The following is a 14,157-nucleotide window of genomic DNA, read 5'->3' on the forward strand; positions in this document are numbered from 1 at the left end:
AGAGAGGCAGTCTTGTGGGAGCAAGCGATGAACAGCATAATTCTGAGATCCGCCGCCGTTGCTTTCGCCTCAGTCGCGGCCTCTCTCCTGCTGACCCTGATCATCGTTCCGGCCATGGGATTTCCGGTCAATCGTACGATCTGGCTGACCTCCACCCTCTGTCCGCTGGTGCTGGCGTGGGCCGCCAGCGCAAGCACTTTCTGGCAAAGCGACAGGCTGAAAAACGCGCATCGCGATCTCGCCCGCGCTCATGCCCAGCTCGCCGCCGCGCATCGCCGACTGGCGGAAAAGGCGAGCCGCGACGACATGACCGGCATGCTCAACCGGGAAAGTTTCTTTGCCGCGCTTGACGGTTCGCGCCGCAAGTCCGATCGCGGCGCGCTGCTGATCATCGACGCCGACCACTTCAAGACCATCAATGACAATTTTGGCCACCTGACCGGCGATGACGCGCTGCTTTTGATCGCCAGCGCGATCCAGCGCGGCGTGCGCAGCGGCGATGTGCTCGGCCGCATCGGCGGCGAGGAGTTCGGCGCCTTTCTGATCGGCGCCACCGAGCAGGAGGCCAAGCGCGTCGCCGAGCGCATTCGCCGCGAAGTCGAGCTGATCCGCTTCCGGCCCGTCGACGAGCGGACCATCCCGCTCACGGTCAGCATCGGCGGCACCATCTGCGGCGAGGAAGCCAGTGTGTCGGAGCTGATGCGCGCCGCCGACCGGCGCCTCTACCAGGCCAAGCACCAGGGCCGCAATCTGACGATCATCGATACCGGCATTTCCGAGGCGGCGTGATCCGATCTGCCGCAACCGGCCCGTTAAGCAAACTCTAACCCTGTTTGCACTCGGTTGTACCGCTTAGCCGGGTTTTCACTGCTTCACGGCCAGACTTGGCACGATACTGGCTTCCACGGTGATGCATGTGTCGTTCCGGGAATTGCCGTTCTGGGAACGCCCATGCAGTGCCGAAGCCCAGACGAGAAACCAGCCATGAGTTTCATCATCAAAAGAATGTCACGCCGCGCGCTCGTGCAGGCGTTGATCGCATTGCCTGCCCTGTCTTTGTTCCGCAAGCTGCCTGATGCCGATGCCGCCGATCCAGAGCCCGACCCGAACGAGATCGTCGAGGTCAATGGCTGGATCCTGAAGCGGAGCGACTTGGCATGATCTTTGACAGCTACGAGGCGTATCGCGCCGCGAACTTCACTCCAAAAGTCTGCATCCTCGGCTCCGGCCCGGCCGGTACCACCATTGCCCGCAAGCTGGGCGCCGCCGGCATTCCGGTGGTGGTGATGGAAGCCGGTCCGCGCGAATTCAGCGACGACTCGCAGGATTTCTACCGGGGCAGCACGGTCGGGGATTTCTATTTCGATCTCGACATAACCCGGCTGCGGTTCATGGGGGGCAGTTCCAACCACTGGGCAGGCTGGTGCCGCGTCCTCGACAAGCAGGATTTCGAGCCGAAGGCCTGGGTACCCGACACGGGCTGGCCGATCCGCCGCACCGACATCGAACCCTATCTGCCGGAAGTGCGCGACATTCTCGACCTTCCGGCCCTCCGGCCCGATATGCCGATCTCGGACGACATTCGCTGGGTGCAGCTGATCAAGAGCCCGGCCGTGCGCTTCGCCGAGAAATTCGGCGATGAACTCGACAAGGCCACGAACATCGCGGTGGTGCTCAACACTTGTGCCACCGAACTTGCCGGCGACGGCAGACGCGTGACTGGCGCCAGACTGTGGTCGAACGGGCAGGATGCCGGCTCCTTCAGCGCCGACTATTTCATCGTCTGCACCGGTGGGCTGGAGAATTCGCGGCTGCTTCTGTGGTCCAACCAGCGCTCGAACGGCGGCGTCGTGCCGAATGCGACGGCGCTTGGCCGCTACTGGATGGAGCATCCGACCTTCGAGGGCGGCAATGCCATCCTGACCGACTACAACGCGTTCGAGGTCGATGCCGTCAACGAGGCCTTCTTCTCGCCGACACTTGCCGCCATGGAGCGGCTGCAGATCATGAATTTTGGCATCCGGCTGATCGAGACGCCGTATCCCGGCGTCAAGAGCCTTATCGCCGACCTCGCCTGCACGGCGCCCGACATGGCCGAGTGGATGTCCTCCAAGCTCAGCCAGAGGCTGCGTTGCGCCGCCCAGCTCTACGTCGCCTGGGAACAGGCGCCGCTGGCATCCAACCAGATCGAGTTGTCGAAGACCGATGTCGACCACGCCGGCGTGCCGCGCATCGAGCTACACTGGAAGAAATCGGAAATGGAGCGCCGCACACTGCTCGAAGGGCTCAGATTGTTCGGCAAGACACTGATCGAGAAGAATCTCGGCCGCGTGCGCATTGCCGATTGGATCAGCAACGGCCAGGACTATCCCACCAACGACGAGACGGCGGGCCATCATCACATGGGCGGCACGCGCATGGGCACCGACGTCACCAAAAGTGTTGTCGACGCCAACTGCAAGATGCACGGCATGGACAATCTCTATGTCGGCGGCTCCTCGGTGTTCTGCACGTCAGGTCAATGCAACCCGACGACGACAATCACCGCGCTGGCCTGCCGGCTGGGCGATCATCTGAGCAAGGTGGTCACCGCCTGACGTCTGCGGCAACGTGCTCGCTATAACGTCGCCGGGTCGAGCGCCGGCTGGTCCTTACGCCGGGCGACGATCGCCGCGAAATCGGCGGTCTGGAAGGCATCGCGCAAGGCGTCGAAGGACGGCAGCACGAAATAGGCGCGCTGGAACTTGTCGATCTCGTAGCCGGTGCGCATCACCGTTTCCAGGTCGAAGGGCACGTGGTGGGCGTCCTTGCCTTCGACCGCGAACTGCAGCTCGGTAAACGACGACATCAGGCCGGCGCCAAAGGCCTTTAGCGGCTGGCCGGCCTCCTGCATCAGGCCATATTCGGCCGTGTACCAGTAGAGCCGGGAAATCATCTCGTCGCCACCCAGCGCGATGATGTCGCCGGCCTTCTCGCCATACATCTGCATGAAATCGGCGAACACCGGTTGCGACAGCGCCGGCACGTGGCCGAAGAAATCATGGAACATGTCGGGCTCGACAATGTAGTCGAGCTCCTGCCTGGTCCGCAGCCAGTTGGTGACCGGGAAGCGGCGATCGGCGAGATGATCGAAAAACGGGGCCGCGGGAATGAGCCCCGGCACCGCGACGATCTGCCAACCGGTCAGTTTGCGCAGCTTGGCGCTGACCTCGTCGAAATCGGGAATACGGTCGAGCAGGCCGAGTTTTTCGACGCCGTCGAGATAGGAATGGTGGGCGAGCTTGCGCGTCAACTTGGTCTGGCGGTCGCACAGCGTGCGCCAGACCGCCTGCTCTTCTTCGCTGTAATCGTAACCCTGCGACACGGTGAAATCGGCACGGCAGACCGAATAGTCACCGCGCAATCCTTGCGCCGCGCAGTCGCGGGCGTATTCGGCAACGCTCATCGTCGTCATGGTTTTCTCCTCGCAAATCATGAATGGCAGACGTGCCGAAAGGCTACCCGGATTTGCCGAGGGAAATCGGTTTTGATGATGGCTCGAACGGAATATTCGAGATAATATCCACTCACAAAACCCTCTCTCGGAGTGAAAATGCCTCAGTTCGACGATTTCGAGATCAAGATGCTCGATGTCCTGCAGCGCGACGGGCGCAAGCCGGTTTCCGAACTGGCGCAAGAGATCGGCCTGTCGACGACGCCGTGCGCGCGGCGTTTCGAGGCGCTGCAGGATGCCGGCATCATCAAGGGTTTTGCCGCGGTGATCAGCCGCCGCGCGGTCGGCCTGATGGTCGAGGTGTTCATCCAGGTGCGCCTGGTGAGCCACAGCGACGGCTCTCCCGAAAGCTTCATCGCCGCCGTGCAGCGCATGGACGAGGTGTCGTCGTGCTGGACGATGACCGGCGACCATGATTTCCTGCTGCATGTCATGGTGCCGTCGGTCGACGAGCTCAACGCCTTCGTCATGCATCGGCTGATGCGGCTCGACGGCGTGCGCGACGTCCACACCCAGCTCGTGCTGCAGAACATCAAGGGACCCGGCCACGTGCCGCTCGCCCACCTCCGGCGGTGACAATGCCTGCCTTCGCACTCCTTGGGGAAAAACTGCACGCAAACTGCTGAAACGGGCCAAGCGCGTGTCCACATCGCCGGCCAGCTTGCGCGGACCAAATGCCCAAGAGGTCCGCCATGAAAATCGTCCTGATCAATCCGCCGCACACCGCCATCGGCAGCCGCGTGCCCGACGATCATTTGCCGCCGCTCGGCCTGCTGGCGATCGGCGGGCCGCTGATCGATGCCGGGCACGAAGTACGGCTCGTCGACGCCGAGTTCGGGCCGATGCCGCTCGATGACGTCGTGCGCAACGCACTGGAGGACCACCCCGACTTCGTCCTGATCGGCCATTCCGGCTCGACCTCGGCGCATCCGACCGCCTTGCTGATCGCTGAGCAGATCAAGCAGCGGGAGCCGGCGACCATCATCATCTATGGCGGCGTTTTCCCCACCTATCATTGGCGCGACATCCTGTCCGCAACGGATACATTCGACTTCATCGTGCGCGGCGAGGGCGAAGCGACCGTCGTGGCGCTGGTCGAGGCGCTGGAAATGCGCCAGCCACCGGCGAGCGTGGCCGGCATCGCCTATCGCGACGATCTCAGCCGTCCCGTCGCCACGCAACCGGCCATGACCATTGCCGACCTCGACGCCTACCGCGTCGGCTGGGAGCTGATTGAGCACTCGCGGTACAGTTACTGGGGCGGCAAGCGGGCCGTGGTCATGCAGTTTTCGCGCGGCTGTCCGCATCTGTGCAACTATTGCGGCCAGCGCGGCTTCTGGACCCGATGGCGGCATCGCGACCCAGTGAAGTTCGCCAAGGAGATCGCCTGGCTGCACCGCGAGCACGGCGTCGAGCTGATCAATCTCGCCGACGAGAATCCGACGGTCTCGAAGAAGGCCTGGCGGGCCTTCCTCGACGCCCTGATCGCCGAGAACGTGCCGGTGCTGATCGTCGGTTCGACCCGCGCCGACGACATCGTGCGCGATGCCGACATCCTGCATCTCTACCGCAAGGCCGGTGTCATCCGCTGGCTGCTCGGCATGGAAAACACCGACGAGCAGACGCTGCAATTGATCCGCAAGGGCGGCAGCATCTCATCCGACCGCGAGGCGATAAGGCTGCTGCGCCTCAACGGCATCCTGTCTATGGCGACCTGGGTGGCCGGCTTCGAGGACGAAGGGTTTCGCGACCTGTGGCGCGGCTTCCGGCAGCTCATCGCCTACGACCCGGACCAGATCCAGGCACTGTATGTGACGCCGCATCGCTGGACGCCGTTCTTCCGCATCGCGCGGGATCGCAAGGTGATCCAGCAGGACGCGCGCCTGTGGGACTACAAGCACCAGGTGCTGCAGATGACGCGGCTGAAACCGTGGATGCTGTTCTTCAGCGTCAAGCTGATCGAGCTGGCTGTGCAGTCGCGGCCGAAGGCGCTGGCGCGCATCCTGTTCCACAAGGATCCCGAGCAGCGCCATTCGATGCGCTGGTACACGCAAATGGGCCGCCGCGTCTGGTTCCGCGAGGTCTGGGGCTTTCTGGTCCGCGACATCAGGGTGAAAGACGGCCCGACGCTGGCCGAATTCTGGGGCGCGCCGCAGGACGCCGAAGAGGAATCGATGTCCGTTCGACGCCCGGCCAGAAAGCCTGCCATTCCCATCATCGGCAATATTGAAGATTCCGAGGCGAAAAAGTTAGCCGGCTGAAGAGCCCCTCAGGGCACGATCAGCGTGCCGGCACCATGCTCGGTGAACAGTTCCAGCAGCACCGCATGCGGCGTCTTGCCGTTGAGGATGACGACGCCTTCGACACCGCGTTCGATCGCTTCGATGCAGGTCTCGACCTTGGGGATCATGCCGCCCGAGACCGTGCCGTCCTTGATCAGCGCCTTGGCCTCGGCCACGGTCAGTTCGTCGATCAGCTTCTTGTTCTTGTCGAGCACACCCGGCACGTCGGTGAGGAACAGCAGGCGCGTCGCCTGGCAGGCGCCGGCAATGGCGCCGGCGAAGGTGTCGGCATTGATGTTGTAGGTGTGGCCGTCGCGTCCTGGCGCCACCGGCGCCAGCACCGGAATCATCTCGGAGCGTGCCAGAAGATCGAGCAAGGTGCGGTCGACCTCGACCGGCTCGCCGACGAAGCCGAGATCGAGCACGCGCTCGATGTTGGAGTCCGGGTCGATCATGGTCTTGCGGGCCTTTTCGGCGAACACCATGTTGCCGTCCTTGCCGCACAGGCCGATCGCCCATTCGCCCTCGGCGTTGATCAGCGCGACGATCTCCTTGTTGATCGAACCGGCCAGCACCATTTCGACGATCTCGACCGTCTTCTGGTCGGTGACGCGCAGGCCGCCCTCGAACTTCGATTCGATGCCCATCTTGGCCAGCATGGCGCCGATCTGCGGGCCGCCGCCGTGGACGACGATCGGGTTGACGCCGGACTGCTTGAGCAGCGCGATGTCGCGCGCGAAGGCCTTGCCAAGCTCGATGTCGCCCATGGCATGGCCGCCATATTTCACCACGACCGTCTTGTGCTCGTAACGCTGCATGTAGGGCAGAGCCCGTGACAACAGGGCTGCCTGCATTTCGGCGGTGGCGGTTATTTCCGTCATCGGCTTGGTTCCCGGCTTTTTATTTTAAGCATGTCGTTGTCCCAAAAACCGCTGGACACTTTTGGGCGACATGCATCAGGTAAGGACGGCGGCGTCTTAGCGGGAATTGGCGCCGCCCGCAAATGGCTTTGCTGTCATATTCGAGCGCTTCACGACCTCGTCATCGTGTCGGCACCAACAGCGGCGCCCTGCGGCCCAGCCAACCCGAGATCTTCTCCATCTGCGCGGCGAGCGACAAAAGCGTCTCCTCGTCGCCCGGACGGCCGGCCGCCTGGACGCCGAGCGGCAGGCCGGCGTCAGTGACATGGACCGGCAGCGCGATCGACGGCTGGCCGCTGACATTCTGGATCGCCGGCCAATGGGTGAACCAGAGGCTCTTGTCCATCAGCTGGCCGAAGAACGGCTTCAGCTTCAGCAAGGGCGTCAGATGAAGCTTGTCGAGCAGGTTCTCGATGAGTTCGTCGGCGCCTTTCGGATCCATGGCGCCGCAGGCGAGCGGCGGGTGGGCAATGACCGGCATCAGCACGGCGTCATACCGCGCAGTCTCCGAAATCAGCCGTCGCGAGGCGGCATGCAGCCGCTGCAGGTCGGCATAGGTCTCGCCCGCCGACACCAGTTCGCCGAAGCGGGCGAGCACGCGCGTCGCCCGCTCGATGTCACCGGTAACGGAGCGCCCGACACGCAGCGCTTCGGCGCGCATCGTGCCGGCAACGGCGGAGGCAACCGTCCTGCAGAAATCGGCGAAGAAATCGCGGCCGATAAAGGGCAGGTCGATCTCTTCGACCGTGTGGCCGCCCTCGCGGGCAAGCGCCACCGCCGTGTCGAGCGCCTTGAGCGTCTCGTCCGAGATCGGCAGGCCAAGCGGCGATTTGCGGTACACGGCCAGGCTGAGCTTGCCGGGATCGCGCGCGGCGGCAGCCGCGAACGTGCCTTTCGGCGGCGGCGCGGCATAGGGCGACAGAGGATCGGGGCCGTGGATGAGGTCGAGCAGCAGCGCGCAATCGCGCACCGAACGGGTGAGCGCATGGTCGACGACCATGCCGTACCAGCTTTCGCTCACCAGCGGCGTCAGCGGTGTGCGGCCGCGCGACGTTTTCAGGCCGACAAGCCCGGTGCAGGCGGCAGGCACGCGGATCGAGCCGCCGCCATCGGAGGCATGCGCCACCGGCACGACGCCGGCTGCGACCAAGGCTGCCGAACCGCCCGAAGAGCCGCCGCTGGTATGGCCGGTGTTCCACGGATTGCGGGTGATGCCAAAGGCCCTGGATTCGGTCATCAATCGAAGCCCGTGCTCCGGCGATGTCGAGGTGACGATCGGGATAAGCCCGGCAGCGAGATAGCGGTCGGTCAGCACCGAATTGACATCGGCCAGCCATGCCGGAATGCGGCTGCCGCCATGCGTCGGCACGCCCTTGATGGCGATGCCGAGATCCTTGATGGCGAAGGGAACACCGGCCAGCGGCAGCGAGCGGTCGATGGTCTTGGCGCGGGCCCGGGCGGCATCGTAGAGCGGTTCGGCCGTGGCATTGATGTCGGGACGGGTGGCCTCGGCGCGGGCAATCGCGGTGTCCGTCAGCTCGACGGCCGAAACGTCGCCCTTGCGGACCAGATTGGCGAGGCCCGTGGCATCTTCTTCCCAAAGGATCCGTTCGACCGACATGCGCGCTCCCCCATCACTGAGGGCAAGCTAGCCAGTGGCGATTCCATTGGCAATCGGTGGACGGATCCGGGCCGGCGACACACAAAAGCTTAGGCGTGCACAAGATTATTTCCGCCGTTGCAAATACATCGCAATCGCCTAACTTGCCTGCAATGACGCCGCAGGACATCACCAAGCTGATCGTTCGGACTTCGATGAAGGATCGGGCCGCGTTCGATCTGCTTTACCGGCAGACCAGCGCGAAACTTTTTGGCGTCTGCCTTCGTGTCTTGAACGACCGGGGAGACGCGGAAGAAGCGCTGCAGGAAGTCTTCGTCAAGATATGGACGAAGGCGGATCGTTTTGCGGTCTCCGATCTAAGCCCGATCTCCTGGCTGGTGGCAATCGCGCGCAACCATGCGATCGATCGCATACGAGCGCGACGCAAGCCCGCCGCCGACATCGATGCCGCGCTCGACGTGGCCGATCCGGCGCCGGGGCCTGAAGCGATGGCGGTGGCGGGCGACGAATCCGAACGTATCCACCATTGTCTCGATGAGTTGGAGAAGGACCGGGCAGCCGCCGTCCGGGGCGCCTATCTCAAGGGCGAGAGCTATGCCGAACTGGCGGAGCGCCATGGCGTGCCGCTGAACACGATGCGGACATGGCTGCGCCGCAGCCTGTTGAAACTCAGAGAATGTCTGGAAAGATGACGCTGGCAGAAGACACAGGACCGGAACGTGGAGGCGACGACCTGCTCGCCGCCGAATACGTTCTCGGCGTGCTCGATGCCGACGAACGCCAGATCGTCTCCCGCCGCATCGATGCGGATACGGTTTTCGCTCGTCTTGTCGAGAGTTGGGAGGTCAGTCTCTCACCGCTTGCCGCCGCCTATCGGGAAGTCGAGCCGTCGGTTTCGGTGAAGACCGCTGTCGACCGCCGCCTGTTCGCCAACGCTGCCGCCGTGACCACGCCCGCCGAATCGCGCGGCGGCCTGTGGTCCAGCCTGGCCTTCTGGCGCGGCCTTGCCGCGGCCGCGGCTGCGGCACTGGCGATTTACATCGCCGTGCCAGTCCTCAACCCCCCGGTCGAGCAGCCGCAGGCGCGCCTCGTCGCTTCGCTGGCCGCCGAAGGCAGCGACGTCAGATATCTCGCCGTCTATGATGCCGCGCATCACGAAATCGGCCTGTCGCATGTCTCCGGTGAGCGTGCTTCCGGCAAGGACTTCGAGCTGTGGATGATCGAGGGCAAGAACCCGCCGGTGTCGATGGGCGTCATTCCGGCCGGCGCTACGGCGCACATTGTCGTCTCGCCGGCGGCCCAGCAGAAGCTTGCCCAGGGCGCGGTGCTTGCCGTCAGCCTCGAGCCGTCAGGCGGTTCGCCGACCGGACAGCCGACCGGACCGGTAGTCGCCGCCGGCGACCTGAAGAGCATCTGACCGGCTCCGCGCGCTTGAAAAATCACAAAGACTATCATAAGTCTATCCCTCACTGAACATGCCCATAGACAGCATGTGGGCCGCGACCGATTGCTTGGGAAATCCGCCGGGCGCGTTAGATAAAATAAAAAATCACGATATTTCTGAAACTCGGGCGATTTTGTCCCGTATCTCCTCGCGTCCCCAAAAATGGGAAGAGAAAAACCCGAGGAGTTCGACATCATGCGTAGATACGCCACCCTTTTGCTCGCCGGTACGATCGCCGTTTCGGCCCTTGCCACCGCCGCCTATGCCGAAAACCCCATGGTTGGCGGCGCCGCGATGTTTGCCGACAAGAACATCGTCGAGAACGCCGTGAACTCGAAGGACCACACCACGCTGGTCGCCGCCGTGAAGGCCGCCGGCCTTGTCGAGACGCTACAGGGCGCCGGTCCGTTCACTGTGTTCGCTCCGACCAACGAGGCCTTCGCAGCCCTTCCGGCCGGGACGGTCGAGACGCTGCTCAAGCCTGAAAACAAGGACAAGCTCACCAAGATCCTCACCTGCCATGTCATCGGTGCCAAGGCGATGGGGGCGGACGTGGCCTCGATGGCCAAGGCTGACGGCGGCACCCACAAGGTCAAGACGGCCGGCGGCTGCGAGCTGTCGCTCAAGGCTGACGGCGGCAAGGTCACGGTCACAGACGAGAACGGCAATGTCGCCAATGTGACGATCGCCGATGTCGAACAGTCCAATGGCGTCATCCACGTCATCGACAAGGTTCTTTTGCCGAAGATGTAACAAGGGGCTTGCTGCCGGCGAACTGGCAGCAAGGGCCCTCCGTCGATTGCACGATCCCGCTCTGTGATCCGCAATTGACCCGCGCACTCCGCGCCTCCCACATTCGGATGTGGGCGGGCGCGGAGTGTTCGTTCGAGGGGCTTCCGTCACCGGCTTTTGATTTCCGCGCGACGGTATAGTTTGGCAAAAGGACATCAGGAGGAACTGGTCATGAACCGTCGCGACTTTCTTTTGAGCGGTGCCGCCGCCATCGGCGTCGTCGGGATCGCGGCAACGATGCTGCGCATGGGCGATCCGCAGGCAGCACAGGCCGCCGAAAATTTCGAAGTCACCAAGACCGACGCCGAGTGGAAAGCCATCCTGTCGCCTGCCGCCTTCAACGTGCTGCGCAAGGAAGGCACGGAGTATCCCGGCACCAGCCCGCTGCTCAACGAACACCGCAAGGGCATCTTCGCCTGTGCCGGCTGCGACCTGCCGCTCTATTCGTCGGAGACGAAATTCGATTCCGGTACCGGCTGGCCGAGCTTCTGGCAAGAGATCCCCAAGGCTATCGGCACGACCGTGGACCGCTCGCTCGGCATGACGCGCACCGAGGCGCATTGCCGCCGCTGCGGCGGCCATCTCGGCCACGTCTTCGACGACGGTCCGGCGCCGACCGGCCTGCGCCACTGCATCAACGGCGTCGCGCTGACCTTCAAGCCCGCCACAGCCTGACAAATTCCAACTGGATATGAAAACTCCGGGCTTGCGGGCCCGGAGTTTTTTGCGCGGTCAGAGCTTTTTCAGGCGTGGACTGGAGGAGCTTCCCGAAACAGCTGCCCACGTATCAGTGGCCGCCGCCGCCACCTCCGCCCGCCGCGGCCGGCTTGCGGATCAGCATGGTGAACATGCCAAGCGTCGCAAACAGCACCGTCAGCATGAAGAACACATCCATGAAGGACAGCAGCGCCGCCTGCTGCTGGACCATGCCAGACAGCTTGGAGATCGCGGCACTTGTCGCGTCGAGGCCGGGGGTTTGCTCGAAATTGAGCGTCATGTTCTGCAGCTTGGTCTGCGCGGCTTCACTGCCCCATTGCACATGTTCGGAGAGCCTTGCGTAGTGGAAGGCATTGCGGTCGATCAGCACGGTATTGATCAGGGCGAGGCCAACCGCACCGCCAAGGTTGCGGGTGAGGTTGAACAGGCCTGAAGCGTTCTTCAGCCGCTCGGGCGGCAAGGTGCCGAGCGCGATGTTGTTGATCGGCACCATGCACAGCATCATCGAACAGCCGCGCAGGATTTGCGGGATGAGCAGCTCATAGAAATCCCAGTCGGCGGTCAGATGCGTCATCCACCAGGTGCCGGTGGCGAAGCCGAAGAAGCCGATCATCATCATCAGCCGCGGGTCCATCTTATTCGACAGGATGCCCGAGATCGGCGCGGTGAAGAACATGGCCAGGCCGCTGACGAACAGCGCCTCGCCGATCATCATCGAATCGTAGCCACGGATGCGCCCGAGATACACCGGGTAGAGATAGGTCAGGCCGTAAAGGCCGATGCCTATGACGAAGGAGAACAGCGAGCCGAAGGCGAAGTTGATGTTGGTGAAGGCCTTCAGGTCGACGATCGGCTCCTCGGCGGTGAACGCCCGCCAGAAGAACAGCACCGCGCCGATGGTCATGACAATGGCGCAGATGAAGACGCCCTGATCCTGCATCCAGTCATTGTTGGGACCCTCCTCGAGCACATATTCCATGCAGCCCAGGAGAGCCGCCATGCCGGCGAGGCCCCACCAGTCGAACTTGCTGAACAGCTTGAGGTTGGGTTTGTCGAAGTCGATCAGCGTCCAGGCCGCCGCTGTGACCAGGATGCCGGGCACGACATTGACCAGGAACAGCCAGTGCCAGGACATGGCATGGCTGATGTAGCCGCCGACAGTCGGGCCGATGGTCGGCGCCAACGTCGCCACCAGGCCGATCATCGGCGAGACGAAGGCGCGGCGCGAGGGCGGGAAGATGGTGAAGGCAGCGGCGAAGACGCTCGGGATCATGCCGCCGCCGATGAAGCCCTGGACGGCGCGGTAGACAATCATCTGGTCGATGTTGGTGGCGGTCGCCGCCAGCGCACTGGCCGCGGTGAAGCCCGCCGCCGAGATCGTGAACAGCACGCGCGTCGACAGCATCCGGCTGAGGAAGCCCGACAGCGGGATCATCACCACTTCGGCGATCAGATAGGCGGTCTGCACCCACGGGATTTCGTCGGAGCTGGCGCTCAGGCCGGCCTGGATTTCCGACAGAGAGGCGGAGACAATCTGGATGTCGAGGATGGCCATGAACATGCCGAACACCATCGCCAGGAAGGCGATGACGCGCCGCGTCGAAATGGTGTCAGGCACAGCCGGCCTCGCCGGCGGCGCTCCTGCTGTCAGGGTTGCGGTTGCCATGGCATTGCTCCCCGGCGGCCGCTCAGTTCGACGCTGCCGCTGATGCCGAACCAGATGGGGCGGTACGGCTGTCGACGGCGACGACGACGCTCAGGCCGGCGCGCAGCTTGCCGCTCTTCAGCGCATCGGCGGGCACATCGATGCGGACCGGAACGCGCTGCACGACCTTGGTGAAGTTGCCGGTGGCGTTTTCGGGCGGCAGCAGCGAGAACACGGCACCCGAAGCCGGCGCCAGCGACGAGACGGTTCCCTCGAAGTCCTGGCCGTCGGTCGCATCGACCGAGATCTTGACCTTCTCGCCGGGCACCAGCCGGGCAAGCTGCGTCTCCTTGAAGTTGGCGACGATGTAGAGCTTGTCCATCGGCACGATGACGGCGAGCTTCTGGCCGGGGCTGACAAGGTCGCCCTGTTCGACAGAGCGGTTGCCGACGATGCCGTCATAAGGCGCCTTGAGCACGGTGAAGGAAAGATCGCGCAGCGCCTTGTCATGGCTGAGCTGCAGGGACGCCAGCGTGCTCGCCGATTCCGCGCGTTGCGCCTGCAGCACGCCGATATTGGCCTGCGCGGCGGCGATCTGTGCGTCGGCGCCGACAAGGGCGGCATCGGCCTGCTGGACCGCCGTCTGGGCGTCGTCCAGCTGCGCCTGCGTGCCGACATGCGTCTTGAGCAGCTGCGAGGCGCGCGCCGCGACCTTGGCTGCATTGTCGGCGGCGGCCTGATCGGCGACCTTCTGCGCCTGGGCCTGCTGCAGCGAGGCGCGGGCTGCGTCGGTCTGGGCGTCAATACGGTCGAGCGTCTTGCTCAAGGTGGCGATCTGCGCCTCGGCCTGGGCGACGGCAATCTTGTAATCGCCGTCATCGACGACGAGCAGCGGATCGCCGGCCTTGACCAGCTGGTTCTCGCTGACCTTGACCTGATCGACATAGCCGGAAATCTTGGGCGAGATGAACGCCATGTCCGCCTGGACATAGGCGTCATCCGTCGAGATCATGAAGCGGCCCGTTGTCCAGTAATCGTAACCGTACCAGGCGCCGGCGCTCAGCAAGGCGACGCCGATGATCGGCAGCAGAAAAGAACGCACCGAGCGCTTCTTCTTGACCGGAGCCTCTGCCGGCGGCGACGAGACGGGCTGGACAGGCATATCCGGCGCTTCCGTCGCCGGCGCAACCTTGGCGTTGGGGAAGGGACGGACTTCGGCTGTGGTCGGCGCGTTCGAGGACAT

Annotated in this window: 14 protein-coding genes; 9 read left to right on the forward strand and 5 right to left on the reverse strand. The window is 63.9% G+C overall.

Annotated features, from left to right (window positions below; translation table 11 throughout):
• The first annotated feature begins 27 nt into the window (after window positions 1–27).
• The 3 genes from X735_RS153925 (at window position 28) to X735_RS153920 (ending at window position 2,597) form a co-directional block, all read left to right on the forward strand.
• A complete protein-coding gene (locus X735_RS153925) occupies window positions 28–789 on the forward strand; it encodes a GGDEF domain-containing protein (protein WP_023810771.1) in 762 nt (253 codons plus the stop codon).
• Window positions 790–984: 195 nt separating this feature from the next.
• On the forward strand, window positions 985–1,161 hold the full coding sequence (locus tag X735_RS1000000167415; RefSeq protein ID WP_023810772.1) for a hypothetical protein: 177 nt from the start codon (window positions 985–987) through the stop codon (window positions 1,159–1,161).
• Window positions 1,158–2,597, forward strand: a complete 1,440-nt coding sequence (locus X735_RS153920) for a GMC family oxidoreductase (RefSeq protein ID WP_023810773.1) — start codon at window positions 1,158–1,160, stop codon at window positions 2,595–2,597. The genes X735_RS1000000167415 and X735_RS153920 overlap by 4 nt, the downstream gene beginning before the upstream one ends.
• A 20-nt stretch (window positions 2,598–2,617) precedes the next feature.
• On the opposite strand, the gene phhA is transcribed toward X735_RS153920, so the two are convergent.
• Complete coding sequence (gene phhA, locus X735_RS153915; RefSeq protein ID WP_031213067.1) at window positions 2,618–3,454, reverse strand: phenylalanine 4-monooxygenase; 837 nt, start codon at window positions 3,452–3,454, stop codon at window positions 2,618–2,620.
• 138 nt (window positions 3,455–3,592) lie between these two features.
• Between phhA and X735_RS153910 the strand changes: the two genes are divergently transcribed.
• Both X735_RS153910 and bchE read left to right on the forward strand, forming a co-directional pair.
• Window positions 3,593–4,069 carry an Lrp/AsnC family transcriptional regulator gene (locus X735_RS153910; protein ID WP_023810775.1) on the forward strand — a complete coding sequence of 159 codons (477 nt, stop codon included), beginning with the start codon at window positions 3,593–3,595 and terminating at the stop codon, window positions 4,067–4,069.
• Between the two features lie 116 nt (window positions 4,070–4,185).
• Complete coding sequence (gene bchE, locus X735_RS153905) at window positions 4,186–5,754, forward strand: magnesium-protoporphyrin IX monomethyl ester anaerobic oxidative cyclase (RefSeq protein WP_023810776.1); 1,569 nt, start codon at window positions 4,186–4,188, stop codon at window positions 5,752–5,754.
• An 8-nt stretch (window positions 5,755–5,762) separates the two neighbouring features.
• Here bchE and argB read toward each other — a convergent pair whose 3' ends face one another.
• The gene (gene argB / locus X735_RS153900; RefSeq protein WP_013528489.1) at window positions 5,763–6,656 is read right to left on the reverse strand and encodes an acetylglutamate kinase; all 894 of its coding nucleotides are present in this window, start codon (window positions 6,654–6,656) and stop codon (window positions 5,763–5,765) included.
• Between the two features lie 160 nt (window positions 6,657–6,816).
• Window positions 6,817–8,316, reverse strand: coding sequence for an amidase (locus X735_RS153895; protein ID WP_023810777.1), 1,500 nt, complete (start codon window positions 8,314–8,316; stop codon window positions 6,817–6,819).
• A gap of 152 nt (window positions 8,317–8,468) precedes the next feature.
• Between X735_RS153895 and X735_RS153890 the strand changes: the two genes are divergently transcribed.
• From X735_RS153890 to msrB, 4 genes are all read left to right on the forward strand, one after another.
• Window positions 8,469–9,008: a sigma-70 family RNA polymerase sigma factor gene (locus X735_RS153890; protein ID WP_013528490.1), complete on the forward strand. Its 540-nt coding sequence runs from the start codon at window positions 8,469–8,471 to the stop codon at window positions 9,006–9,008.
• Window positions 9,005–9,733, forward strand: a complete 729-nt coding sequence (locus X735_RS153885) for an anti-sigma factor (protein ID WP_023810778.1) — start codon at window positions 9,005–9,007, stop codon at window positions 9,731–9,733. Before X735_RS153890 ends, X735_RS153885 begins: the two co-directional genes overlap by 4 nt.
• Window positions 9,734–9,955: 222 nt before the next feature.
• Window positions 9,956–10,513 (forward strand): fasciclin domain-containing protein, encoded by a 558-nt coding sequence (locus tag X735_RS153880; RefSeq protein WP_023810779.1) that lies wholly within the window; start codon window positions 9,956–9,958, stop codon window positions 10,511–10,513.
• Window positions 10,514–10,723: 210 nt separating this feature from the next.
• Entirely contained in the window at window positions 10,724–11,227 is a 504-nt protein-coding gene (gene msrB / locus X735_RS153875) for a peptide-methionine (R)-S-oxide reductase MsrB (RefSeq protein ID WP_023810780.1), read from the forward strand.
• A gap of 112 nt (window positions 11,228–11,339) precedes the next feature.
• Here the strand turns inward: msrB and X735_RS153870 are convergent, their stop codons facing one another.
• Window positions 11,340–12,935: a DHA2 family efflux MFS transporter permease subunit gene (locus X735_RS153870; protein ID WP_023810781.1), complete on the reverse strand. Its 1,596-nt coding sequence runs from the start codon at window positions 12,933–12,935 to the stop codon at window positions 11,340–11,342.
• A gap of 22 nt (window positions 12,936–12,957) precedes the next feature.
• Window positions 12,958–14,157 carry an HlyD family secretion protein gene (locus X735_RS153865; protein WP_023810782.1) on the reverse strand — a complete coding sequence of 400 codons (1,200 nt, stop codon included), beginning with the start codon at window positions 14,155–14,157 and terminating at the stop codon, window positions 12,958–12,960.

The sequence above is a fragment of the Mesorhizobium sp. L2C084A000 genome (assembly GCF_000502875.1).
Classification (GTDB): Bacteria; Pseudomonadota; Alphaproteobacteria; order Rhizobiales; family Rhizobiaceae; genus Mesorhizobium.